22 protein-coding genes are annotated in these 24,737 nt (G+C 42.0%); 11 read left to right on the plus strand and 11 right to left on the minus strand.

All coding sequences use genetic code 11. The annotated features are described in order from the left end of the window. Nucleotides 1–289: 289 nt before the first annotated feature. Nucleotides 290–2,440 (plus strand): CHASE2 domain-containing protein, encoded by a 2,151-nt coding sequence (locus OO007_RS01540; protein ID WP_325808045.1) that lies wholly within the window; start codon nucleotides 290–292, stop codon nucleotides 2,438–2,440. A 107-nt stretch (nucleotides 2,441–2,547) separates the two neighbouring features. Here the strand turns inward: OO007_RS01540 and OO007_RS01545 are convergent, their stop codons facing one another. Then, nucleotides 2,548–3,636 (minus strand): PQQ-dependent sugar dehydrogenase, encoded by a 1,089-nt coding sequence (locus tag OO007_RS01545; protein WP_325807472.1) that lies wholly within the window; start codon nucleotides 3,634–3,636, stop codon nucleotides 2,548–2,550. Between the two features lie 351 nt (nucleotides 3,637–3,987). On the opposite strand from OO007_RS01545, the gene hisB reads away from it, so the two are divergent. From hisB to OO007_RS01590, 9 genes are all read left to right on the plus strand, one after another. Then, nucleotides 3,988–4,581 carry an imidazoleglycerol-phosphate dehydratase HisB gene (gene hisB, locus OO007_RS01550; RefSeq protein ID WP_131904275.1) on the plus strand — a complete coding sequence of 198 codons (594 nt, stop codon included), beginning with the start codon at nucleotides 3,988–3,990 and terminating at the stop codon, nucleotides 4,579–4,581. 165 nt (nucleotides 4,582–4,746) lie between these two features. After that, entirely contained in the window at nucleotides 4,747–5,388 is a 642-nt protein-coding gene (gene hisH / locus OO007_RS01555; protein ID WP_325807473.1) for an imidazole glycerol phosphate synthase subunit HisH, read from the plus strand. Then, on the plus strand, nucleotides 5,389–6,135 hold the full coding sequence (gene hisA / locus OO007_RS01560; protein ID WP_131904277.1) for a 1-(5-phosphoribosyl)-5-[(5-phosphoribosylamino)methylideneamino]imidazole-4-carboxamide isomerase: 747 nt from the start codon (nucleotides 5,389–5,391) through the stop codon (nucleotides 6,133–6,135). Nucleotide 6,136: 1 nt separating this feature from the next. Continuing rightward, complete coding sequence (gene hisF / locus OO007_RS01565) at nucleotides 6,137–6,910, plus strand: imidazole glycerol phosphate synthase subunit HisF (protein ID WP_325808046.1); 774 nt, start codon at nucleotides 6,137–6,139, stop codon at nucleotides 6,908–6,910. A 9-nt stretch (nucleotides 6,911–6,919) separates the two neighbouring features. After that, nucleotides 6,920–7,261: a phosphoribosyl-ATP diphosphatase gene (locus OO007_RS01570; RefSeq protein WP_325807474.1), complete on the plus strand. Its 342-nt coding sequence runs from the start codon at nucleotides 6,920–6,922 to the stop codon at nucleotides 7,259–7,261. A gap of 86 nt (nucleotides 7,262–7,347) precedes the next feature. Then, a complete protein-coding gene (gene tatA, locus OO007_RS01575) occupies nucleotides 7,348–7,599 on the plus strand; it encodes a Sec-independent protein translocase subunit TatA (protein WP_131904279.1) in 252 nt (83 codons plus the stop codon). 42 nt (nucleotides 7,600–7,641) lie between these two features. Beyond that, on the plus strand, nucleotides 7,642–7,977 hold the full coding sequence (gene tatB, locus OO007_RS01580; RefSeq protein ID WP_325807475.1) for a Sec-independent protein translocase protein TatB: 336 nt from the start codon (nucleotides 7,642–7,644) through the stop codon (nucleotides 7,975–7,977). A 5-nt stretch (nucleotides 7,978–7,982) separates the two neighbouring features. Then, a complete protein-coding gene (gene tatC / locus OO007_RS01585; protein ID WP_325807476.1) occupies nucleotides 7,983–9,293 on the plus strand; it encodes a twin-arginine translocase subunit TatC in 1,311 nt (436 codons plus the stop codon). A 661-nt stretch (nucleotides 9,294–9,954) separates the two neighbouring features. Further along, nucleotides 9,955–10,575, plus strand: coding sequence for a LysE/ArgO family amino acid transporter (locus OO007_RS01590; protein ID WP_325807477.1), 621 nt, complete (start codon nucleotides 9,955–9,957; stop codon nucleotides 10,573–10,575). Between the two features lie 118 nt (nucleotides 10,576–10,693). On the opposite strand, the gene OO007_RS01595 is transcribed toward OO007_RS01590, so the two are convergent. The 10 genes from OO007_RS01595 to OO007_RS01640 form a co-directional block, all read right to left on the minus strand. Then, a complete protein-coding gene (locus tag OO007_RS01595) occupies nucleotides 10,694–11,740 on the minus strand; it encodes a substrate-binding domain-containing protein (RefSeq protein WP_131904283.1) in 1,047 nt (348 codons plus the stop codon). A 199-nt stretch (nucleotides 11,741–11,939) separates the two neighbouring features. Further along, nucleotides 11,940–12,632, minus strand: coding sequence for a phosphate regulon transcriptional regulator PhoB (gene phoB, locus OO007_RS01600; protein ID WP_131904284.1), 693 nt, complete (start codon nucleotides 12,630–12,632; stop codon nucleotides 11,940–11,942). Between the two features lie 186 nt (nucleotides 12,633–12,818). Then, nucleotides 12,819–14,834 (minus strand): PhoX family protein, encoded by a 2,016-nt coding sequence (locus tag OO007_RS01605; protein WP_325807478.1) that lies wholly within the window; start codon nucleotides 14,832–14,834, stop codon nucleotides 12,819–12,821. Nucleotides 14,835–15,101: 267 nt separating this feature from the next. Continuing rightward, a complete protein-coding gene (phoR, locus tag OO007_RS01610; RefSeq protein ID WP_131904286.1) occupies nucleotides 15,102–16,412 on the minus strand; it encodes a phosphate regulon sensor histidine kinase PhoR in 1,311 nt (436 codons plus the stop codon). After that, nucleotides 16,405–17,109, minus strand: a complete 705-nt coding sequence (locus tag OO007_RS01615; protein ID WP_325807479.1) for a response regulator — start codon at nucleotides 17,107–17,109, stop codon at nucleotides 16,405–16,407. Before OO007_RS01615 ends, phoR begins: the two co-directional genes overlap by 8 nt. 15 nt (nucleotides 17,110–17,124) lie before the next feature. After that, nucleotides 17,125–17,853, minus strand: a complete 729-nt coding sequence (gene phoU, locus OO007_RS01620; RefSeq protein ID WP_131904288.1) for a phosphate signaling complex protein PhoU — start codon at nucleotides 17,851–17,853, stop codon at nucleotides 17,125–17,127. Between the two features lie 76 nt (nucleotides 17,854–17,929). Beyond that, complete coding sequence (gene pstB / locus OO007_RS01625) at nucleotides 17,930–18,841, minus strand: phosphate ABC transporter ATP-binding protein PstB (protein WP_442784325.1); 912 nt, start codon at nucleotides 18,839–18,841, stop codon at nucleotides 17,930–17,932. 80 nt (nucleotides 18,842–18,921) lie between these two features. After that, nucleotides 18,922–20,208: a phosphate ABC transporter permease PstA gene (pstA, locus tag OO007_RS01630; RefSeq protein ID WP_325807480.1), complete on the minus strand. Its 1,287-nt coding sequence runs from the start codon at nucleotides 20,206–20,208 to the stop codon at nucleotides 18,922–18,924. After that, entirely contained in the window at nucleotides 20,201–21,589 is a 1,389-nt protein-coding gene (gene pstC, locus OO007_RS01635) for a phosphate ABC transporter permease subunit PstC (protein ID WP_325807481.1), read from the minus strand. Before pstC ends, pstA begins: the two co-directional genes overlap by 8 nt. Before the next feature lie 258 nt (nucleotides 21,590–21,847). After that, nucleotides 21,848–22,894 (minus strand): PstS family phosphate ABC transporter substrate-binding protein, encoded by a 1,047-nt coding sequence (locus OO007_RS01640; RefSeq protein WP_325807482.1) that lies wholly within the window; start codon nucleotides 22,892–22,894, stop codon nucleotides 21,848–21,850. A gap of 245 nt (nucleotides 22,895–23,139) precedes the next feature. Between OO007_RS01640 and gpmI the strand changes: the two genes are divergently transcribed. Further along, on the plus strand, nucleotides 23,140–24,702 hold the full coding sequence (gpmI, locus tag OO007_RS01645; RefSeq protein ID WP_243651432.1) for a 2,3-bisphosphoglycerate-independent phosphoglycerate mutase: 1,563 nt from the start codon (nucleotides 23,140–23,142) through the stop codon (nucleotides 24,700–24,702). Nucleotides 24,703–24,737 lie beyond the last annotated feature (35 nt).

Consider the following 24,737-nt stretch of genomic DNA (forward strand, 5'->3'; position numbering starts at 1 on the left):
TCAATACGTTTGTTATATTCCATCACAATAAACTATAGTCCAAATTATAATTGTTGGTAATTTCAGTGTTTTCCATCACACTGGCAGCATAAAAACGCAACTGCTTTCCACACTGACTTACTGATGCTAACCTGTTGATAATAGAAAAAAGGGTAATTTTTCACATTTTAGGGTTAATTCACTATTATTTAGTTAACTACTTCTTTGTCATATAATTTTCGAGGGTAATAAGCTGTTTAGTAAACATAAACAATCTCTACTACCCATCATTACAGGTATCGTTTTAACCATACTTGCTGCTCTTTTTTATTTGAGCGACGATCCAACAAGTATAGATATACAACAAAGACTCGAAGCGATTCCCTACGACATCCGCCTAAAGCTCAGCACTCCTATTGAAATAACAGAACTTCCGCCGATAATCATTATCGACATTGACGAAGCGAGCATAAAAAAAGACGGGCGTTGGCCCTGGGAAAGAAAAAAAATAGGCACACTGGTCAATAAACTGCATGAGAACAATGTTGCAGTTATCGCAATGGATGTCGTGCAATCAGAGAAAGAACAAAACCCTCTAGAAAAAGTAAAGATTGCATTAAATCAAACAGGTGAAGAACTACCTGACTGGTATTTAAAGATAGAAAACAACCTCAATGGGGATAGCTTTTTTGCCGACAGCATTAAAGATAAGGAAGTCGTTTTAGGCTATCCATTTCACAGAAAACTGGTGACTCAATCGGGAAAATTGGCTAGTTCTGCCATAGTAAGCGACATTGAAAATACGGAAAAACTCACGGCGATTCACATGCTCGGGTATACCGCAAACCTGAATGAGTTTACTAACAATTCTGCCGGAAGTGGTTTTTTCAGCATTGCCCCTGATAGAGATGGAACCATTCGAAGAGCCCCGGTAGTGGCTGTCTACAACAACCAGATTTACCCTTCTTTAGCCTTGGAAACTGCACGCATTTATTTGCTGGAAGATGAAATAAAACTTCATACTGATTTTGTAGGAAGCGCCCAAACGATCACCCATTTAAGCATGGGAAAAATGGTTATCAAAACGGATGCTCAAGGGCAGATTCTCATCCCTTATCTAGGCAAACAAAAACATTTCCCGTATATCCCTGCAAGCGAGATCTTGCATAGCAAGAAACCATTTCCCGAGTTAGAAAATGCAATCGCTTTGGTAGGTACATCTGCTGTTGGTTTGTCAGATCTGCGCCCTACCCCAGTTCAAGCTAGCTTTCCGGGGGTGGAGATTCAAGCAAATATTCTTCATGGTTTATTACATCCGGAAAACATTACTTATGTGCCAGATTGGGCAGCTGGGGCAACGGTCATGACACTTGCTGTATTGAGTTTATTCATGGCGCTGTTTTATCCATTGCTACAACCCATGGGCTTAGTTATTTCAGGCACAGCACTCGTCTTCGTCATGTTTGGGTTTAATTACTGGATGTGGTCTTCTCATCACATCAATTTACCGTTGATTATTCCCCTACTCACCGTAATGGCGGTTTCATCGATTCATGTTATCTACGATTTGATCAAAGAAAACAAAGGTCGGCGACGCATTCACGATATGTTTGGCCAATATGTACCGTTAGAACACATCAATAAGTTGATCGAGTTCCCGCATGCGGTAAATACCGATGGCGAAAAAAGAGAAATGACCGTGCTTTTTTCTGATATCAGAGACTTCACTGCACTGTCAGAACCGTTAACAACACGACAATTGAAAACTTTTCTCAATCAATACCTAACCCCTATTACTGAAATCATCTTTAATAACCAGGGCACAATTGATAAATACGTGGGTGACATGGTGATGGCATTTTGGGGAGCGCCTATTTACCACCCTCAGCATGCTACCAAAGCGGTTATTGCGGCTATGGAAATGCAGCAGAAAATCAAAAAAATGCAGAAAACATTTAAGGACATGGGAATCAATAATATCGCCGCAGGCATTGGTATTCACACGGGCGAGATGAATGTGGGAGACATGGGGTCGGACTATCGAAGAGCTTATACCGTGTTAGGAGATGCGGTTAATTTAGGATCACGCCTCGAAGGATTAACCAAATACTATGGCGTTGGGATTTTAGTCAGCGAAGAGACAAAACTACAATGCCCTGATATTGTTTTCCGCTACATAGATAACGTTAGGGTAAAAGGCAAACAGGATTCTATTAAAATCTACGAACCTCTGAAAACGCTAAACCAGTTAACTGAGTTACAGAAAACCCAACTAGAAACTCATGAGCAAACCTTTGCTGAGTTTTTATCAGGAAAGTGGGAAGCAGCCCATGCAGGCTTTCGCCAATTATATGAAACCTCAAACGATCCGCTGTATCGGGTTTATCTGGAAAGAACCGAAGCCATCCTGAAAGAACAACCTACTGACTGGGACCCTATTCATAATCATACTGAAAAGTAATATAAAAAAAGTGCCTATAAGTAGGGGGGTGCCTAAGATGATTTAGTTAGATTAGTAAGCTTAAGCATTTCAATCAAACACCCTGTACTCTCCACATAGCATTCAATTTATTGAGCGTATGAAACGCGATAAATAGCACCAGCCCTATCATCTGATATCAATAACGAACCATCTTTTAGCACAAGCACATAAGCTGGTCTGCCCCAGGCTTTTTGACCCTGCAGCCAGCCTGTTACAAATGGCTCATATTTGGTGATTATTTCATCTTCATCACTGCCTGTAAGGGTTGCCATCATGACCTTGTAGCCCGATTTTTTACTGCGATTCCATGAACCGTGTTCCGCGACAAACAACCTGTTTTTATAAGCTTTAGGAAATTGCTTGCCAGTATAAAAAGCAATACCCAATGGCGCTACATGTGCACCCAATGCCTGAATAGGTGACGTAAACGCTCGACACGATAAATCATTGAATTCAGGATCTGCAATCGTTCCACCGTGACAATAAGGGAAACCAAAGTGCTCCTGAAATTCATCAACACGGTTGATCTCATCAGGGGGAATATCATCGCCCATCAAGTCTCTGCCGTTATCACTCAACCATAATTTTTTTGATACGGGGTGCCAGGTAAAACCTACGGTATTACGAATACCTCTCGCCTCTACGCGTTCATCCGTACCATCGGCTTTCATACTGCGAATCACGGCGTAATCTTTCTTCAAGCACACATTACACGGCGCACCAATGGCCATATATAAGCGGCCATCCGGACCGAAATCCATATATCGCCAACCGTGGTGAGTTTCAGAGGGTAAATCATCACGGATTAAAGTAGGAATAGGCGGGTTATCTAATCGAGCCTCAATATCATCCATTCGAAATAGTTTATCTACAGCACCTATGTAGAGAGCTTTGTCTCGAAACGCTAAACCGTTCGGCATGTTTAGATCTTCAGCAATAATATAGCGTTTATTATTCTTAATCGCGTACACGACACCTTCGCTTCTTGTGCCCACAAACAAGGTGCCATTAGCACCCAAAACCATGGTTCTCGCATTCGGCACATCACTTTCAAATAACTCTATCTTGAAACCAGCGGGGACTTTTAACAAATCAAGATTGGATTTAGCCGCAGCAAATTGATGGATCAAAAGAGCCATTGCAAACAACACAGATTTAACGATTAAACTATTCATAGTTTTACACCCCCCCACTTATAGGGCTTTTTTTAATTGTTTGATTCGAAAACATCGTTATTAATATTCAAACTGCATAGAACAAAAGCAAAAACAATACAAACACTTAAACACGCCATGGATAATTGCATTATTCAAAAATATCCCCAGTATCTATTTAGCGCCAATTTTAACGTGAAAGTTCAGTTTTATGCGAACAAACCGCTTTAAACGAGCAAGTAGAACAATGAGTATTTAAACTATTTTATAGGGCACCCCCCTACTTTGGGGCCTATTTCTTTCTATTTCTACAGGTTACATCGCGTCACAATATGGTATTATCCGCCACCTAAACAACCGAAAATGATAAACATGACCGAACGTACAGCCACTATCACACGTGATACTTTTGAAACACAGATTACCGTCAATATAAATTTAGACGGCACGGGAAAAGCGCGCTTCAAAACCGAAGTCCCCTTCCTTGAACACATGATGCACCAGATAGCGCTGCACGGCATGATCGATATTGAAATCGAAGCTAATGGTGATCTGCACATAGATGCGCATCACACGGTTGAAGATATCGGCATTTCACTGGGTCAGGCTTTTGCAAAAGCGATTGGTGATAAAAAAGGCATTCGTCGTTACGGTCACGCCTATGTGCCACTCGATGAGTCATTATCTCGCGTAGTGATTGATTTTTCTGGTCGCCCTCATTTGGAAGATACCGTCGATTACAAACGCCCGATGCTAGGAAATTTCGATACCGATCTATTCCACGAGTTTTTCCAGGGCTTTGTGAACCACGCTTTAGTCAGCTTACACCTGGATAATATCCGCGGCCGTAACGCACACCATATTGCTGAAACTATATTCAAAGCATTTGGACGCGCATTACGTATGGCTGTTGAAAGAGATGAGCGTTCTGCGAACGCAATACCATCAACGAAAGGTTCTCTGTAACCTAATAAATTACTTTTGATGCTTTCCAAAAATAAAAATCAGCTGCCCGAATTGTTTTTTAGATTTATTCAAGGACAAGGCGGAGACGCGCAGTTTACAAATGTAAACGAGCATCGACAACGCAGTTATTGGATGAATATAAAAGACAAGGCGGGTAGTTGAGAGATGATTGCAGTAATAGATTACAGCATGGGCAATTTACACTCCGTGCACAAAGCCCTTCAACACGTTACCAATGAAACGGTTGAGATAACATCTTCTCCTGATGTTATCAACAAAGCGGATCACATCGTATTCCCTGGTCAGGGTGCTGCTCGCGATTGCATGAGTGAATTACACAAGCGTGAACTCGTCGATGTGGTTAAACAAGTCGCTATTAGCAAACCTTTTCTAGGTGTTTGCATGGGCATGCAAGTGCTGATGGAGCATAGTTCAGAAGGCGGTGGGGTCGATTGCATTGGTCTTTATGAAGGCAAAGTTTTGTACTTTAAAGACCACATTGGCGCGACTGACGAGAATGGTGAGCGACTAAAAATTCCACAAATGGGCTGGAATAAAGTCTCGCATACTCAACAACATCCACTGTGGAATGGCATCAAAGAAAACTCTCGTTTTTACTTTGTGCATAGCTACTTTATTGCGCCAGAAGATAAATCCATTATCGCTGGTGAGACCGATTACGGTATTACCTATCCATCTGCTATTGCAAAAGACAATGTCTTTGCAATTCAGGCACATCCTGAAAAAAGTGCAGATGATGGCTTACAACTTTTGAAAAACTTTACCCAATGGGATGGAAACGTTTAGATGTTATTACTACCTGCGATTGATCTTAAAGACGGGCAATGCGTACGCCTAAAACAAGGCCGCATGGAAGATACCACCGTATTCTCTGACAGCCCTGTTGATACAGCTACACGCTGGGTTGAAGCTGGCGCAAAACGTTTACACCTGGTTGATCTGAATGGTGCTTTTGATGGCGTACCGGTAAACAATTCTGCTGTCGAAGCAATTGCGAAGAAATTCCCTGATTTGCCGATTCAAATCGGAGGCGGCATTCGTGATGCTAAAACGGTTCAGGCCTATCTTGATGCCGGAGTTACTTACTGCATTATTGGTACTAAAGCGGTTGAAGACCCTGAATTTGTAAAAGACCTTTGCAAGCAATTCCCTGGGCATATTATTGTCGGTATCGATGCTAAAAATGGCATGGTAGCAACAGATGGTTGGGATAAAGTTTCTACTGTTTCAGCGATTGATCTTGCCAAACAGTTCGAAGAAGCCGGAGTAGTGGCAATCGTTTACACTGACATCTCACGCGATGGCATGATGACTGGCGTCAACGTCGAAGCCACGAAAGAACTCGCTGAAAGCATCAATATTCCTGTTATCGCTTCTGGTGGCGTTACCAATATGGACGATATTATCGCACTGTGTAATGTCGAAGCTTCAGGAATCACAGGTACAATTCTTGGTCGTTCGATCTACGAAGGTACGATCGACCTTGCCAAAGCGCATGAGTTTGTCGACACATTTGCTGAGAGAATGGCATAAGATGGGATTAGCAAAACGCATTATCCCTTGTCTCGACGTTGATAATGGACGCGTCGTGAAAGGTGTTAACTTCGTCGATATCCGCGATGCGGGTGATCCGGTTGAAGTTGCCGCACGCTATAATCGCGAAGGCGCAGATGAAATCACTTTTCTGGATATAACTGCAAGCTCTGATGATCGTGAAACCACGGTCCACATGGTTGAAGCGATCGCATCCGAAGTGTTTATACCTCTGACTGTTGGTGGTGGTATTCGCAAACTGGAAGATGTTCGCACAATGCTCAACGCCGGCGCGGATAAAGTAGCAATCAACACCGCTGCCATTCACAACCCAGAATTAGTAAAACAAGCCGCTGAATACTATGGCTCTCAATGCATTGTTGTTGCCATTGATGCCAAAAAAGTCAGCAAAGAAGGCGAACCAGATAAGTGGGATATATTCACCCACGGTGGCCGCAACGACACAGGTATCGATGCCGTTGAATGGGCAAAAAAAATGGCAGACTATGGTGCTGGCGAACTGCTTGTCACCAGCATGGATAAAGATGGCACAAAATCAGGTTTTAACCTACCTTTAACAAAAGCGATCGTAGATGCTGTTAATATCCCTGTTATCGCTTCTGGCGGTGTAGGTAATCTTCAGCATTTAGCCGATGGCGTGACCATCGCTGGCGCTGATGCAGTTTTAGCGGCAAGTATTTTTCACTTTAATGAATACACCGTTGGTGAAGCCAAACAATTTATGCAGGATCAAGGCATTGAAATGCGCATTTAAGGACATATTATGGATAAGAGTATGAGTAATAATACGCTTAGAGACGTTGCAGATGTTCTTGAGGCTCGCAAATCGGCTGAACCTGACAGTTCATACGTAGCAAAATTGTATGACAAAGGATTGGATGCGATTCTTAAAAAGGTAGGCGAAGAAGCGACGGAAGTCGTGATGGCTGCCAAAGATACTGAAAACGGCAAAAGCCCAGATAAAATAGTCTACGAAGTTGCTGACTTATGGTTTCATACCCTAGTATTATTAGCACAACAAAATTTACACCCAGATGACGTGTTAAAAGAATTAGAACGTCGATTTGGAACATCTGGTCTAGTCGAAAAAGCAAGTCGACAGTAAACGCACCAGATAAAAGCATTAAATTAAAAGTCTCTAACTTAGAGATGTTAGCGGTACATTAAAGAATCACAGAAGAGAGGAATAGTATGTTATACGGATTTGGATTAGGCGGAATTAGCCCATGGTCACTATTAATTATCTTAGTAATCGTAGTGGTTATCTTCGGCACAAAGCGCCTACGCAATGCGGGTGGTGATTTAGGCGGAGCGGTTAAAAACTTCAAAGACTCTATGAAAAGTGGCGCAGATAGCGTGAATGCCAAGAAAGAATCGATTGAAGATGCTGCTGACGATGTTATCGACGCGACTTCAAAAGTTAAAGACACCACTAAGTCATAAGTTTTTCACAATTTTAGACTAACCCCTTTCGAGTAGTTTTTAATGTTTGATTCTGGCTTTCTGGAAATGCTTGTCATTGGCGTGATTGCACTGCTAGTGGTAGGCCCTGAACGATTACCCGGCCTTGCTTCAAAGGTAGGTAAATTTGTTGGTAAAATGAAGGCATTTATTGCGAATACACGCGAAGATATCGAAAAAGAAATTCGCGCAGATGAAATGCAATCCATGCTTGCCCAACAGAAAGAAGAAATCAGTGAATTACGAGACATGATGAAAAACACCAGCAACGAAGTTTCTAGTGAAGTTAATGAGGCTGCGGAAATGCTCGGTGATAGCATCAATGAAGCCGAAAAAGCTTCCTCAACAAGTAGTAAATAGACAGTATGAGCGATAGTAAAACTTCGGCCAGTGAACTGCCAGCAACCGCTACGGGTGGTTTTCTTTCTCATCTTATCGAAATGCGAGACCGCCTACTAAGAGCGGTTATCGTTATCTTTGTTGCCTTTGTTTGTCTATTTCCCTTCGCTAAAAATATCTATAACTGGCTAGCAGCTCCACTGGTTGATCAAGGCCAGGAAATGTTAATCATTGGCCCTGTCGCGCCATTTCTTATTCCCATGAAGCTAACCTTAATGGTGGCTTTTTTAATTGCCCTGCCTTACCTGTTTTACCAGCTATGGTCGTTTGTTGCGCCAGGCTTGTATAAGCACGAGAAACGCTTAATTTATCCACTGATTGCTTCGAGTATTTTCCTCTTCTATCTCGGCATAGCTTTTGTATATTACATTCTGCTACCGATGATGTTTAAGATCATTCCGCAATTTGCACCTGAAGTAGCCGTCTTTAGCCCGGATATCGCGCAGTATCTCGATTTTACCATCATGATGTTTATGGCATTTGGCTTTGGTTTTGAAATGCCAATCGCCACGATATTACTGATTAGCACGGGTATGACGACCGCTGAAGATTTAAAGAAAAAGCGCCCGTATGTCATCGTTGGTGCTTTTGTTGTTGGCATGTTGTTAACGCCTCCTGATGTAATCTCGCAAATTATGTTAGCCATTCCAATGTGGTTATTGTTTGAATTGGGCATCATTTTTAGCGGCTTCTTTAAAACACGAATCGAAGAAGCGAGCGAAGCCAAAGATAACATCAATGCTGAAAAAGAGGCTGCCGAGAAAACTGCCGCTTCTGCAGCAGCAGGCACCGCCGCTATTAGTGCGGATAAACTCTGGGAAGATGATGATAATTATTATGAAGAGTTTGATGAAGACGATTCTGACAACACTATTCATAATGATGAAAATAATGAGACAGGGCTTAACGAATACACCGATGATGATGCTTTCGATATGTCCAGCCCATCTGATGCTGTAGACGAGTCTAAAGAGACTGATAATAAAGATAACGAAGATTCTCTGTCTGAAGGTAGTGGCGAAATAAGTGAGTCAGAAGAAGCTGAAAAATTCTATGGCACTGACGTGGTTGAAGATTTTGAAGAGCTTACCGACGACGAAATGGAAGCTGAACTGGATCGTATTGAAGCAGACGAAGATAACATTACTGATCAAAGCAGTGATGAAACTAATGATGACAAGACTGAAGATAATTCAGATACTGACATCGACGATACTGCTAAAGATGATACAAAAGAAAACGCTCCTACTAAAAAGGATGAAGACTCAAAAGATTAAGAATAATCTTTTGAGTGCTAAATAAATCTAATAAAAACAAAGCTTTGATAAATATCAAACCTCATCTTTAGACTGAATTACAATGAACTATTCAGTTTTTTCATGCTACTATTATTATACCTATGAATATTTAATGATAGTTTCATGAGTCGTGGAATAGCGGCCACAGCTTTCATCTATCCTTCTAAATATTTATAGTTTATTGTTTTTAAAGAATCACGAAGGGGAGCATCCTATGGCGTGTTTAATTAAAAACTTATTAGGGCTAACATCATTAAAAAACGATGATAATTGCGAAGTTCTACCGCCAATTGTTAGATCATTAGTTGGCAGTACGCTTTTTATCATTTTAATGGCAATAGCAAGTCACCTAATAAGAGTGTAATTGATAGACCACTAAAAAAGCCTGCAAATACTATGTTGTTTGTGGGCTTTTTTTCTTCCTGAGATAAGACTTTTCTAGGCCCCTCATCACTCTCATTTTTAGATAAGTCACCCCCCTACTTTGAGCGATATTTTTAAGGTGCTTTTTCCTGAAGAGCATCTTTTAAAATAACATTGTTACCCCACTGCACTCGTAAGTTAAACTACAAAGCTGTTTTACATACCTTGCTTAGCTCATCGAAAGATCTGCTCCCAGCCCACAAACACGATTTCAAATATGAGTATATTTTTTACAGGCTTGATCTTAGGTGCCAGCCTGATCATAGCTATAGGCGCCCAAAATGCTTACGTCCTTAAACAAGGGCTGATTAAGCGACACGTATTTATCATCTGCCTAATTTGCGCTTTATCGGATGCCATTTTAATAGTGATCGGTACAAGTGGATTAGGAAAGTTTGTGCATAACCACCCAGACTGGCTGAAGATCATTACCTGGTTGGGCGCGACCTATCTTATTATTTTTGGATTAATGAGCCTTCGCTCTGCGTTTAAAAGTGAAACACTAGAAATTGCGGCAGCAGATGGTAACTCACAAAACTTACGTAAAGTTGTGACTACCGTTTTAGCACTGACATTTTTAAACCCGCACGTCTATCTTGATACTGTGTTGCTCATTGGCAGCATTGCCTCACCTTATTCAAGCGAACAACGACTGTATTTTACCATTGGCGCAGTGTGCGCATCATTCATTTGGTTCTTTTCGTTAGGGTATGGAGCACGCTTACTAGCGCCCGTATTTGCTAAACCGAATGCATGGAAGTTTCTTAATATTCTTATCGGGTTAGTGATGTTCAGTATTGCCTACCAGTTAATCACCACCGACTTCGCCGTTATTTAAAAAAACGGCCCCTAAGTAGGGTGGTGGGTTTTGATATTTACTGTTTTACAAACAAAAAAAGAGCCCGCTAAGCGGGCTCTTTGATGTAACAAATACTACATTTTTGCATTTTAAAAGCTTACATTGATAATGCTTTTAAAGAAGTTGCAGCTGAAGAAAAAGATTTGCGCTCATCATCAGGCATTGGAATCATACCCTTTTCAGCCAAGTAGCCATCTTCACCCCAAGTGTTATCTGAAACGAATTCAGCAACAAACTCTTTGATACCCGGTACTTTACCCACATGGTCATTTTTGATGTACATGTAAAGTGGACGAGATACTGGGTATTCACCCGAAGCAATCGTGTCAAAGTTTAGTTCTTTACCGTCGATGCTTGAGCCTTGTACCTTGTCAGAGTTTTGATCAAGGAAGCTAAATCCAAATACACCCAACATATCAGGGCTAGCAACAAGCTTCTGTACGATTAAGTTATCGTTTTCGCCAGCTTCAACATACACACCATCTTCACGCACTGTGTGACAAATGTTCTTGTATTGTTTTTTGTCTGTCTTCTTAAGCGCTTTGATCCATGGAACAGTCTTACAACCACCTTCCATTGCAAGCTCAGCAAATGCATCGCGAGTTCCTGATGTTGGTGGTGGACCCATTACTTTAATGTCAGTTGCTGGTAATGATGGGAAAATCTGATTCCATTTAGTGTAAGTATTAGGGATCAATTTACCTGTGTAACCACCTTTTCCGTCAGTTTCAGGTACCTGCTTTGCTACTGCGAAGAAGATAGCCTGACGCGTTAACGCATACTTTGGAGAAGCTTTCGAATTAGCGATAGCAATACCATCGTACCCTACTTTAACTTCTGTTAGTTTAATGCCGTTATCTGCACATTTTTTGAATTCTGATTCTTTAATTCTTCTTGAAGCATTAGTGATATCTGGTGTATCGATACCGTTACCCTCACAGAAAAGCTTCATTCCGCCACCTGATCCTGTAGATTCGATTTTAGGTGTCTTGAATTTAGTCTTCTTACCAAACGTCTCTGCAACTACTGTAGAGAAAGGATAAACCGTAGAAGAACCTACGATTTCGATATGGTCGCGAGCCATTGCATTCGAGAATGAAAGGGTTGCTATTGCCGTTGCAACAACCAAGCTTACTTTTTTCATTTATTTTTGCTCCAAAGTTTTTATATAAAATCATTAATACAAGATTGGTAACAACGTGATTCATTGCTCACCAAAGCTGCGCAAATAATAGTTTTGGAATGTGACCGCTTTATTACAGAATTGTTAAGGTTTTATGACAATGCATCCAGCGCTTGTTAATTCTGGCTCATCTCTGGCTTAACTCTGACTAAGTTCTGATTCAGCGCTTATCACAGTGAAAACGATAACCAATGCCACGAACGGTTTGTATGGCGTTGTCATAACCTTCTATCGCCAGGGCTCGGCGTAATCTTAAAATATGGACATCCACAGTGCGCTCTTCAACATAAGGACTGCGACTCCAAACCTGATTCAATAGATTTTCCCGACTAAAAACACGATCTGGGTGTTCGATTAAAAATAACAACAGCCTGTATTCAGTTGGGCCTAAATCTAATGCCTCTCCCACTAACGAGACACGGTGTGACAATCTATCAATTTCTAGCTGGCCGACACGAATCACATCCTGCTCTTCAGCCTCTTGATTACTGCGTCTTAAAACGGCTTGAATTCTTGCTATCAGCTCTTTGGGAGAAAAAGGCTTGGTCACATAGTCATCAGCGCCCGCATTCAAGCCCGAAACTTTGTTCGCTTCCTCTGATTTTGCGGTAAGCATGATAATAGGAATTTGACAGGTTGAAACCTGACCTTTTAACGATCTGACTATATCGACACCTGATGCATCAGGCAGCATCCAGTCCATCAAGATCAGATCTGGATCATTGTTCTTTAACAGTAACCGTGTCTGAGAAGCGTCTTCTGCTTCTAATGTTTGAAAGCCTGCTTTTTTTAAAGCGAAGTCAAGCATCGATCGGATTGGCTTCTCATCTTCGACTAATAGTATTGTATTCATAGCCCTGCTGTTTTTATTCATTGACCTTGCTATTCAAGCACATCAATATTTCAGAACGATGACAAAAAACCTCTTGTGTAGAAATATCTGCAAATAAATGGATAAAAAAAGCCCCATTAATACGATCATTAATGAGGCTTAAATTCGCTGTTATTACAGCTTCAACATTTAGTGCTTGCCACTAATCTATACACCAATCTCGCCATTATCATCTTTCATAATAACGACAGTTGAGGCACGAGGGCGAACGCTAGTTCCTGCAGGCGTTTCCTCTGCCGCGTTTGTGCTATAAGGCCAATTACCCGGATGCTGAATATTCACAAAGAAATTCTTTTGATCAGGCGTCAAAGAAAGCCCTGTGACTTCACAATTATTCGGCCCAACAAAGAAACGTCTCAGCTCTGCTTGATTGCTTGCAGATAATACTTCCTGATTACCGTCCGCATCGACCAGTTTAGAGGGAACAACCGCTAGCATTTGATCGTTGGTATAACTAGTCACTTCGTCAGCACCGTTATCGGTTTGTACCCACATAATTCCGCGTGCATCAAAAGCCATACCATCTGGGCTCGCAAACTGATTGAATTCATCCAGCCCCGAAAGATTTGTTTCAGCATCTGCGTCTTCAGGTGATCCAAAGACAAAGATATCCCAATCAAACTCATTGCTACCCTCGACTTCATCCCAACGAATAATATGTCCGAACGCATTATTCAAACGTGGGTTTGCCGGGTTAGTCGTATCGGTTCGCTGCGTATTGTTGGTGAGTGTCAGGTAAACCGTGCCCGTTACTGGGTCTACTGCTGTCCACTCAGGACGATCCATTGGGGTTGCCCCAACTATATCTGCCGCACCAGCTGTATTAAGAATGATATCAGCCTGGCTGCTAAAGCTATTTGCCAATGTTTCGCTACCGTCGGCAGATGGAGTAGTTAATACCAAAGGTAACCACATTCCTTTTCCATCATCATCAAAACGCGCTACGTATAAAGTGCCAGAATCCATGTACTTAGCACCAACGTCCAAACGATCTGTTCTGTCAGCATCTGCAGGATCCCACATTGCAGTTGATTCAAATTTATACAGATACTCAAAACGTGAATCATGCCCGGAATAAAACACAATCGGCTTGCCAGCTTCTAACTTACCGTAAGCACAGCCTTCATGACGAAAACGTCCTAACGCGGTTCTTTTAACCGCTGTAGAATCTGGGTTATAAGGATCAATTTCTACGATATACCCGTAGCCATTTGCCTCATTTCTATAGTCTTCCAAGGCATTTGCGCCAGTTGGTGTTAGGTTAAATCGACTAAATTCACCTTGAACTTCATCTGCACTACCCGCTTGATCATGCCAGTTGTATCTGCCACTGGTTAAACTTGAAATACCAATTCGCTTCTGGTCTTCAGTCATGGTTGCTTCATCGGCAACAAAATAACCTGGCCAGTTTTCTTCACATGTTAAGTAAGTTCCCCAAGGTGTAGAACCGTTTCCACAGTTATTCAAAGTACCGCGTGTTTTGTTACCCGCCGTTGAAAAAGGTGTGATTAATGCCGCTGTCATCGCTAATGGACCAGAAATATCCATCTCAGTTGCTGCAGTAAAACGACGATTATGAGCGTCATCTTTAACCACTTGCCAGCCGTTATCCGTTAATTGAACACGCACTACCGTAACGCCATGTGCATTTATTTCTTTACGTACAAATTCCGAATCTCTAACCGCCCCGTCGTAGTGCAGCGCATTGCTATCAATATATTCATGATTGATACATAAAAGACCGTCTGTTGAACTGCCATCCAGAGGAAAGAATTGCATACCATCATGATGCATACCGAGTGAATTCGCCTGGTCTAAGGCGGTGTTAGTACCGTCACTCTTCCACTCAGAAGCGATGCTGTTTAGCGGCGTTCCCCATGGTGCTAACACCTGAGCGCTATAACCTAATGGCACCACAACAGCGTCTGTTTTAGATCCTGCGATAGATTTAAAACCTAATGAAAGAGATTCTGATGCTTCATCATCACTACTACTGCTGCTGTTACAACCCGCTAATCCAAAACTACTGAACAGACCTAAAGCAGCAAATGCAGCACCACCTTTAAGTACGTCACGTCTTGATAGCTTTTTTTCTAGCACGGATGAAAATGGCTCATTAGCGCTATGGTTATAACGCGTTGGGTCAAATGTTTCTTTACTCACAATTATTCCTTTTTGGTTTGATTTATAAAATGCCGTAGCAAGCCAGGGAATAGTAAGAAGATAATATGAAGGTTAAATTACAAAATGGTTAAGGTTTTATGAAATGCAGATTTTAATCGGATCTATATAAAACTAGAGAGAGAAATAAACAAGAAAGTCTGATGAATTAAATGAAAGGCAACGCTTATACATTTGCACCTCCCTAAATAGATATTAAAAAAAACGCCTATAAGTAGGGGGGTGCCTAATCAAAAAATTAACAAGGAATTAGTCGTCTACAACTCGACTGGCAGGGAAACACACAGAAAACGTTGAGCCTCTGCCCACTTCACTTTTGATATCCAGCTTGGCGCCATGTCGTTGGGCAATATGTTGAACAATTGCCAGACCTAAACCCGTGCCGCCTTTATCGCGAGAACGCCCTTTATCGACACGATAAAAACGCTCCGTTAAATGCATTAAATGCTCAGCCGGAATGCCTTGACCATCATCGACAACAGAGAGGCAGCCTTCGCCTTTTGCAGATTTCTTCCAAATCACTTTTACTTTGGTGCCATCCTGAGTGTGGCGGACTGAATTGTGGACGAGATTGCTGCATACACTGATAATTTCCGCATCAGAGCCTTTTATCTTCAAGCTCTCATCAATGTCTTTTTCTATAATATGCGTATCACCGGTAATCAATGTCGCTTCATCATGGCAGATTCTATTCAGAACTGAAGGTACGTCGATGATGCTGCTCGAGTTATCGCTCAGCTCGGAATTTTCCAGACGTGACAAAGTGAGTAGATCTTCGATAATGCGCTGCATTCTAATAGATTGATCAGAGGCTGCTAACACTGCAGGTTGCAAGCTATCAGGTAGATTATCATCTTCCTGCATAATCTCGAGATAACCTGCTATTACCGTCAACGGCGTACGTAGTTCGTGTGATGCATTGGCGATGAAGTTTTTACGCATTCTATAGATGGTAGCGCGTTCACTCACATCTCTTGCGACTAATAACTTCAAATCCCCCTGAACCGGGATAATCTGAATCGCCACTTGTCTTTCAAGGCCGTAATCGCCTGTAGGTAGACTTACTTCTATTTCTTTGGTGGATTTTGTTTCCAGCAGTTTATTCACTTGCGGTAAGCGAATAATGTTATCGATACGTTGCCCTCTGTCTTTTTTGATATCGACATTTAAATAGACCTGCGAAATACCGTTTGCCCAATCGATTTCATTATTGCCGTTAAGCACGACTGTTGCATAAGGTAGCGCGGTGATAATACCTTGCAAACGCTTGAGTAAATTCACCATGCGATCTTTGCGTCGATCACTCTTTTTATGCGTATTCTGGATTTGCTGGGTAATGCGTTCCCAAATGCCATTACTGTCAGGTAATAACGAGGGGCTTGCCCCCTTAATTAACCAGATATGTAGTTGTTTGAGTTTGTACAGCAACCAAGCGATATAAGTGACGAGCGAAAGAATCAGGGACAAGGACCAATAGCCCGTGAGCATGCCTCCCACAAAGGCGACAAACAGGACTAACGCGATGCGCCAGCGTTCAGTACTCCAGTCATTACTATCCATCTAATTTTTCAGTAAAGCGATAACCTGCGCCCCTCACCGTCTTTAACATGTCATCAAGCTCATAAGGTTTGAGCACTTTGCGCAAACGCAGAATATGGACATCGACTGTACGCTCATCAATAAACGTGCTTTGTCCCCAGACTTGATCTAACAGTTGCGCTCTGCTGTGTATTCTTTCTGGCTTTCGCATAAAATAATGCAATAAACGAAACTCTGTTTGACCAATATCCACAGTGGCATCATTGATCAAAAGCGAATTATTTTCCAGATTAATCACCAACGAACCTTTATCTGACTTACGCGTAATTGTTTTATCCACACTTAAACCTTGCGATCGTCTGATTAATGCTTTGATTCTGGCGTCTAGCTCTTTTAATGACACGGGTTTCGTCATGTAGTCATCCGCACCAACTTCAAGGCCTTTTACCTTGTCCATTTCTTCGGCGCGCGCAGTAAGCATTAAGATAGGTATATCTCGTTGAATTTTATTTTTTCGTATTTGCTTAATAATCTCGGGACCACTGATATCCGGCAACATCCAATCCAGCAAAATAAGGTCTGGGTTCTTCTCGGCAAGCATATCAAATGCCACCCCCCCACTTTCAGCGGCTTTTACCTTATAGCTCTTGCCCAGCAGAAACCCTTGTAACATTTCTCTTATGGCATGATCGTCTTCAACTAATAAAATTTCAAACATCTAATTTCATCGACCTTATTCTTCGCCGTCTTCAATGTCATACGGAAAGTATTTCGAACGGATATGCTCCAAAGACGTATGTCGTACATCTTTACCCTTCACCAGGTAAATAACATATTCACAGATATTCTGCGCATGATCAGCGATTCGTTCTAATGAACGCGCACACCAGCTTACTCTCAAAGCACTCTTTATATGACGCGGGTCTTCCATCATGAAGGTAATCAATAATCTCGACAAATTATCCAGCTCAACATTCACTTGCTGGTCTTTACCGAGAATTCTTACTGCGCCATCAGCATCAAGTCGTGCAAATGCATCTAATGAGTCATGCAGCATGGTCAAGACTAATTGACTCATGTGTGAAAGCTCGGAGTGCATTCTTGTGATATTTTGTTTTTTCGCAAGCTTTTTAGAATAGCGAGCAATTTTTTCTGCTTCATCGCCTATTCTTTCGAGGTCTGTAATGACTTTTACAACGGCTACAACTAAACGTAAATCAGAAGCGGTAGGTTGTCTTCTCGCGATCACACGAGTGCATTCCTCATCGATATCCACTTCCATCTGGTTAACTGCTTCATCGCCATTCGCAACGGCTTTCGCCAGCTCAAAATCAGACTCTAATAATGCTTTTACCGCTTGCTCTGCCTGGGATTCTACTAAACCACCCATTTTCAGCACTTGGTTTCGAATATCTTCCAGCTCTTCATTATAGCGCTGTGAAATATGCTGCCCTATTTCCATTTTTTTACCTTTTAACGTTACTTTAAGCGTGTACTTTTAACGATGCACATTTCGCTTAGGTTTATTCACCAATGTATTAACCAAAGCGCCCAGTAATATAATTTTCTGTTAATTGATGCTCAGGGTTAGTAAATACCTTATCGGTATCATTCACTTCAACCAGCTTACCCATGTGGAAGTAAGCAGTGCGTTGCGAAACGCGCGCAGCTTGCTGCATTGAGTGAGTCACAATAGCAATGGTATAGTTTGATTTCAGTTCATCCATTAACTCTTCAATGGTTGCTGTAGCGATAGGATCAAGTGCCGAGGTTGGCTCATCCATTAAAATTACTTCAGGGTCTACCGCAATCGCACGAGCAATACATAAACGCTGTTGCTGTCCACCTGATAAACCTGTACCTGGTTTCTGCAAATCATCTTTAACTTCTTTGAATAAGCCTGCTTTAATCAAACTCGCTTCTACCAAGTCATCAAGCTCAGAACGATTAGATGCCAAACCATGCAAACGCGCACCATAAGCCACATTATCGTAAATGGACTTAGGGAAAGGGTTTGGCTTCTGAAACACCATGCCGACTCTGGCACGCAGTAAAACCGGGTCTGTTTTCTTGCCGTAAATATCTTCACCATCCAGAGTGTGCTCACCGGTAACACGACAAATTGAAATAGTGTCATTCATGCGGTTTAACACGCGCAAAAAGGTCGATTTACCACAACCAGAAGGACCGATCATGGCAATAATTTCATTGTTGCCGATATCTAAGTCGACACCAAATATTGCCTGCTTATCGCCATAAAACACATCACAGTTTCGTGAACTCATTTTAGCGTTGTCGACTAATGGCTTACCCACCGTGCCATTGATTTCTACATCAAATTCACTACGGTGCTTTTCACCGGTAATTGCATCAACAGCAGGTTTTGGCGTTTCTGATTCTAACGGAGCCGCTCTTGGCATTCCTGGCATTGTATTGATAACGTCAGTCATAGTTTTTACTCAATTAATAAATTTGGTCAATCTCGTTGCTAGTACTTTATACCTGTTGATCTTATCTCAGGGAATAAAGCTTACCAGCGTCTCTCGAATTTCTTTCTAAGCATTATGGCGATTAGGTTCATCGCTACCAAGAACCCTAATAACACCATAATAGCGGCAGAGGTTCTTTCAGTAAACGCTCTCTCTGGGCTGTCAGACCACAGGTAAATCTGCACTGGCATAACCGTTGAGGGATCTAATACTCCGGTTGGCACTTCCGCCACGAACGCTATCATTCCAATCATTAACAGCGGTGCTGTTTCGCCCAGTGCTTGCGCCATACCGATAATCGTACCAGTTAAAATACCCGGCATTGCTAAAGGCAGTGTGTGCTGAAATAAGGTTTGGACGCGTGATGCTCCCAAACCAATGGCCGCCTCTTTAATAGAAGGTGGCACTGATTTAATTGCCGCACGACTCGCAATAATTATGGTAGGCAATGTCATCAATGTTAATACCAAACCACCTATCAACGGTGTGGAGCGCGGAACACCAAAATAATTGATATAGACCGCCAGCCCCAATAGACCAAATACGATCGAAGGCACAGCCGCCAGGTTGTTGATATTAATTTCGATGATATCAACCCACTTATTATTCTGTGGTGCAAACTCTTCGAGGTAAGCTGCTGCCGCAACCGCTATCGGGAAAGATAACATCAAGGTTACCAGCATGGTGAATAAAGAACCCATAATGGCTCCTTTCATACCAGCCTGCTCTGGCTCTCGCGAATCACCGTTTGAAAACAGTACTGTGTTGAAACGTTTTTCCAGCCTGTCTTCTTCTATCAGCTTATCGATCCACTCAAATTGATAATCTTTAAGACGGCGTTCATCTTCAGGAAGGTTTCGATCTATCTTACCCTTCATAAAAACATCAATATCATCTTTCGCTAAAAACCAGTAAGTCTGCTTGGTGCCGAGTAATTTCGGATCAGCCAACACATCATCACGGATGGTATATGCTGCCGAGTTACTTACTATATTTCTCAAGTCGCGTTTTTTCTTGCGCCCTGAAACACCCGGAAACATTTTGTTCAGACTCGCTCTAACTACTTTTTGGTAGTTTGCCGAATACAAGGCATCTTCATCGGAGTTACTGTTTACTTTTAACACAGACTCATCCAACTCGATATCAAGTTTCACATAGGTTTGCTGAAAAGCAGGCCAGCCCTTACTTACGATGGTGAAAAGCAATACCAATAAAAAGGCAAAACTAATCATCAATGAAGCAATACCAAACAGACGGAAGCGCTTTTCTCTAGCGTAACGCTTCTTTAAACCCGCTCTTATAATTTCAGTGGAATTTGAATTACTCATACTGCTCTCTATACTTTCGAATAATTTGCAACGCAACAAAGTTGAGCAACAAGGTGATAACGAATAAACCAAGACCCAGCGCAAACGCAGCTAAAGTTTTAGGACTATCAAACTCTTGATCGCCTGTTAACAAAGTGACTATTTGCACCGTAACCGTGGTCACTGCTTCTAATGGATTGACGGTTAAATTCGCGGATAAACCAGCCGCCATCACCACAATCATGGTTTCACCAATTGCACGAGATGCCGCAAGTAACACACCACCAACTATACCCGGGAGTGCCGCAGGAATAACAACCTGACGAATAGTTTCTGACTTGGTTGCGCCCATGCCGTACGAACCATCACGCATCGCTTGTGGCACAGCGGAAATAACGTCATCTGACAAGGAAGACACGAATGGGATAATCATAATTCCCATTACCACACCTGCGGCTAACGCACTTTCTGATGCCACAGACAAACCAATGGTTTCGCCTAAGTCTCTAAGAAAAGGAGCCACCGTAAGTGCCGCGAAAAAACCATACACAACCGTTGGAATACCCGCCAGAATTTCTAGCGTTGGCTTGGCAAATGAACGCACTCTTCTGCTTGAGTATTCAGAAAGATAAATCGCTGACATCAACCCTAACGGTACAGCAATTACCAATGCGATCACGGAGATCAATAAAGTACCAACAAATAATGGAATAGCACCGAACGAACCTGAGCTCCCCACCTGATCAGTTCTAATCGAGGTTTGTGGACTCCACTTTGTACCAAAGAGGAAATCACTCGCTGGCACAGATTCAAAGAATCGTATCGATTCGAAAAGCACCGAAAACACGATACCTACCGTTGTTAAAATCGCGATAGAGGCGCAGATGATCATTCCCCAGCGCACTACAGTTTCTACTTTGTTTCTTGCTCTGAGTTCTGGGTTAATTAATCGCCAGGCAAACAACATACCGAGTAAAGCCGCGACAAAAACCACAACCGTTTTCGCCAAAGTACTGATGCTTTGGAGACGTTGGTAATGATAGGCAGCATCGCGTTTTACAGCATCTGTTTCCTCGGCAATCTGACCAGAAACAGCGAGATTTTTTACTTCGTTAATGATTAGACCAAGCGTGTCTTTGGATTCAGCTTGAAGCGTATCTGGCAAACCAGAAACTGTTAATGAAGTAATAATGCTTGAGTTGAAAGCAGACCAAAGCATCAATATCAGTAACGCGGGGATACCTGCCCAAATTGCTACCATATAACCGTAATAGTGCGGTCTTGAATGTAAATTACGTCTACCCTTATCTAAACTAGATACTGCGATAGATCTTTTATGCCCAATAAAATAGCTAAAAATAAGCAATGCTATCAGGGTAATAAGAATGGTCTGTGTAGGCATGTTTATCTCAAAAAAAATTTAATTACAATCTTAAAAGTACAATAAAAAAGAACTTATTCTTTCTGGTCTGAATCGTCGAAGTTAATACGGGTTCGCAGTGTAAGATAAAATCTTTTGCGCTGTATTAACTATGCAGTCATCTATGCATCTAGCATGTATCAACGACTCAGGCCGGAAAAAACAAAATGTTGCCAAACCCCATAACTAGGAGAAGAAGAGGGTTCGGCAACTACTTAATTATTTTTATATTACCTATATTTAACCCGCATCCAGACTGAGTACTTTTAACTCTCTTGCAGCACTACCCACTTCTTCACGCTTTTCTTCGCTGAGTGGAATTAAACCTTTTTCAGTTAAATAACCATCATCACCCCAAGCATCTTCAGATGTAAATTCCGTAAGGAATTCAGCAATCCCTGGTACTTTACCGACGTGATCACCTTTCACATAAAAATATAAAGGACGAGAAACCGCATATTTACCGTCAGCAATATTTTCGAAAGAAATCTCTACACCATCGACAATCGCGCCCTTCACCTTGTCTGAGTTTTGATCCAGAAAGCTGTAACCGAATACACCCAAAGCATCTTTATTACTCACTAATTTTTGAACGATTAAGTTATCGTTCTCGCCAGCTTCGATGAAAGCACCGTCTTCTCGAACGGTATGACAAACTTCTTTGTACTTATTCTTGTCGGTCTTTTTCATTGCCTTGATCCAATCGATCTTCTTACAACCGCCTTCAAGGGCTAGTTCTGCAAATGCGTCACGAGTACCCGACGTTGGTGGAGGACCTAATACTTCAATCTTTGTATCTGGCAAACTTGGGTTAACATCTTTCCATGTTTTGTATGGGTTTGCGATGAGCTCACCTTCTTTCTCGCCTGGTACTTCTTTCGCTAACGCCAAAAACACGTCTTTAAGGCTAAGATCAAACGTTGGACCTTTCTTTGAATTCGCGATCGCGATGCCATCAAAACCAACCTGAACTTCAGTTATATTGCTTACGCCATTTTTCTCACAAAGATCAACCTCGCTCTGTTTGATACGACGCGATGAATTTGTAATATCTGGAGTATCAATGCCATTACCCGAACAAAATAGCTTTAAGCCACCACCTGAACCAGTAGATTCAATTTTTGGCGTTTTGAATTTTGTTTTCTTACCGAAGGTCTCAGCCACAACAGTAGCAAAAGGATATACCGTAGAAGAACCAACAATCTCTATGTAATCTCTACCCGCCGCAAAATTGCTCGTAGATAGAAGTGACAATGTTGCACCCAATAGGATAGGTAGTTTTTTCATGAAGATGACTCCAAATAAATATTGTTTAATATGGTGCGCATCATAATTAGCCAATATGACAGGTTTATGACAATGACAATTTAATTCCATTTAGTTTGTCATAATTAAAGTCACCCCCCCTACTTTGGGACACTTTTTTAGCTTGAATTTGGTATAAACAGCGCTACAGACTTGTAATAGTGAATATTTAACACAATACAGTTATTATAGCCCGCTTATATAAAGCACAACCTTAGGGAAATAAAGTGACTACAAAATCAGCCCCACGTCGTAAAACAATGCTTGTTATCATGGATGGCTTTGGCGTAAACCCAAGTAAGAAAAACAATGCGGTTTATGAAGCGAATACCCCAAATTTAGACGAATATTTTGGTAAATACCCCCACACTACGTTAGAAGCATCCGGAAATGCAGTGGGTTTACCCGATGGACAAATGGGTAACTCTGAAGTTGGGCATTTAACGATTGGCTGTGGAATCATCATCAAACAGAATCTGGTTCGTGTGGATGATGCTATCGAAGATGGCAGCCTTGCGCAGAATCCGACATTACTCGAAACCATTGCTTCTGCCAAAGCCAGAAACAGACCTTTGCACCTTATCGGTTTAGTCTCTGATGGTGGTGTGCACAGTCATGTGAGTCACCTTTGTGCCTTAATCAAAATCTGTAATGACAATCAGGTTAAACCTGTAATACACGCCATTACAGATGGACGCGATACATCTCCCAAATCGGCAAAGAAATACTTACAGCAAATGGTAGATACTCTGGAAGAATTCGGTGGAAGTGTTGCAACCGTTTCCGGACGTTATTACGCGATGGATAGAGACAACCGCTGGGATCGCACGCAAATTGCCTGGGAAGCCATGGTTAATGGTAAAGGCGAAAGTGCCAGCGACGTGTTACAAGCAATCGACGATGCCTACGCCAACGGCGAAAATGATGAATTCGTTATTCCACGCGTTATGCCGAATGCTGAAAAGATTGAAGCAGATGATGCGGTGCTATTTTTCAACTTTCGTAATGATCGCCCGAGACAAATGACCGCAGCTTTAAGTATGACTGATTTTGACGGGTTTGATCGTGGTGATTATTCACCTGTTGTCGTAACAACCATGACGGAGTATGAAAAGAAATTTAATGCGCCGGTAATTTTTCCACCAGAAAGACCTGCAACCAATTTAGCCGACACCATTAGTCAGGCTGGTCTGAAACAACTGCATTGTTCAGAAACAGAGAAATATGCTCACGTCACCTTCTTTTTAAACGGCGGCAAAGAACAACCTTATGAAGGCGAAGATCGTATTTTAATAGAATCTCCAAAAGTGAACACCTACGACGAATGCCCAGAGATGAGCGCTAAAGAAGTGGCTGATGAAATTATTAAAGCAGCCAATGCTGGTGAGCATGATTTCATCGTGGTTAACTTCGCCAATGGCGATATGGTTGGTCACACTGCAATTCCTGAGCCCATTATTCGAGCTGTAGAAGCCTTGGACCGTGAAGTCGGACGCGTACTGGATGCAGCCGTTGCCAATGACTATTCAGTAATAGTGACTGCTGATCATGGCAACTGTGATGAGTATATCGACCCATACTCGGGAGAACCAAATACTCAACATACGGTATACCCAGTACCTTGCTTGGTGATCGACAAGTCTTTCTGGAAATTAAGCACGGGCGCAGGCTTAAGTAATATTGCACCTACGGTGATGCAGTTAATGGGAATCGAACAGCCAAAAGAGATTATGAGTAAATCTATTTTGCTAGAAGAAATGACGGAAGACTCAAAACCAGCAGCGTACTAATTTAATTCGTTTACTCCAGAAATTCTTCCGTTTAT

The organism is Cocleimonas sp. KMM 6892, assembly GCF_035798195.1.
GTDB lineage: Bacteria > Pseudomonadota > Gammaproteobacteria > Thiotrichales > Thiotrichaceae > Cocleimonas > Cocleimonas flava.

Bases quoted from the DNA above. Each gene is read 5' to 3' on its own strand.
- OO007_RS01545 (WP_325807472.1), bottom strand. From the start codon at position 3,636: ATGAATAGTTTAATCGTTAAATCTGTGTTGTTTGCAATGGCTCTTTTG.
- hisB (WP_131904275.1), top strand. From the start codon at position 3,988: ATGACCGAACGTACAGCCACTATCACACGTGATACTTTTGAAACACAG.
- hisH (WP_325807473.1), top strand. From the start codon at position 4,747: ATGATTGCAGTAATAGATTACAGCATGGGCAATTTACACTCCGTGCAC.
- hisA (WP_131904277.1), top strand. From the start codon at position 5,389: ATGTTATTACTACCTGCGATTGATCTTAAAGACGGGCAATGCGTACGC.
- hisF (WP_325808046.1), top strand. From the start codon at position 6,137: ATGGGATTAGCAAAACGCATTATCCCTTGTCTCGACGTTGATAATGGA.
- OO007_RS01570 (WP_325807474.1), top strand. From the start codon at position 6,920: ATGGATAAGAGTATGAGTAATAATACGCTTAGAGACGTTGCAGATGTT.
- tatA (WP_131904279.1), top strand. From the start codon at position 7,348: ATGTTATACGGATTTGGATTAGGCGGAATTAGCCCATGGTCACTATTA.
- tatB (WP_325807475.1), top strand. From the start codon at position 7,642: ATGTTTGATTCTGGCTTTCTGGAAATGCTTGTCATTGGCGTGATTGCA.
- tatC (WP_325807476.1), top strand. From the start codon at position 7,983: ATGAGCGATAGTAAAACTTCGGCCAGTGAACTGCCAGCAACCGCTACG.
- OO007_RS01590 (WP_325807477.1), top strand. From the start codon at position 9,955: ATGAGTATATTTTTTACAGGCTTGATCTTAGGTGCCAGCCTGATCATA.
- OO007_RS01595 (WP_131904283.1), bottom strand. From the start codon at position 11,740: ATGAAAAAAGTAAGCTTGGTTGTTGCAACGGCAATAGCAACCCTTTCA.
- phoB (WP_131904284.1), bottom strand. From the start codon at position 12,632: ATGAATACAATACTATTAGTCGAAGATGAGAAGCCAATCCGATCGATG.
- phoR (WP_131904286.1), bottom strand. From the start codon at position 16,412: ATGGATAGTAATGACTGGAGTACTGAACGCTGGCGCATCGCGTTAGTC.
- OO007_RS01615 (WP_325807479.1), bottom strand. From the start codon at position 17,109: ATGTTTGAAATTTTATTAGTTGAAGACGATCATGCCATAAGAGAAATG.
- phoU (WP_131904288.1), bottom strand. From the start codon at position 17,853: ATGGAAATAGGGCAGCATATTTCACAGCGCTATAATGAAGAGCTGGAA.
- pstB (WP_442784325.1), bottom strand. From the start codon at position 18,841: ATGACTGACGTTATCAATACAATGCCAGGAATGCCAAGAGCGGCTCCG.
- pstA (WP_325807480.1), bottom strand. From the start codon at position 20,208: ATGAGTAATTCAAATTCCACTGAAATTATAAGAGCGGGTTTAAAGAAG.
- pstC (WP_325807481.1), bottom strand. From the start codon at position 21,589: ATGCCTACACAGACCATTCTTATTACCCTGATAGCATTGCTTATTTTT.
- OO007_RS01640 (WP_325807482.1), bottom strand. From the start codon at position 22,894: ATGAAAAAACTACCTATCCTATTGGGTGCAACATTGTCACTTCTATCT.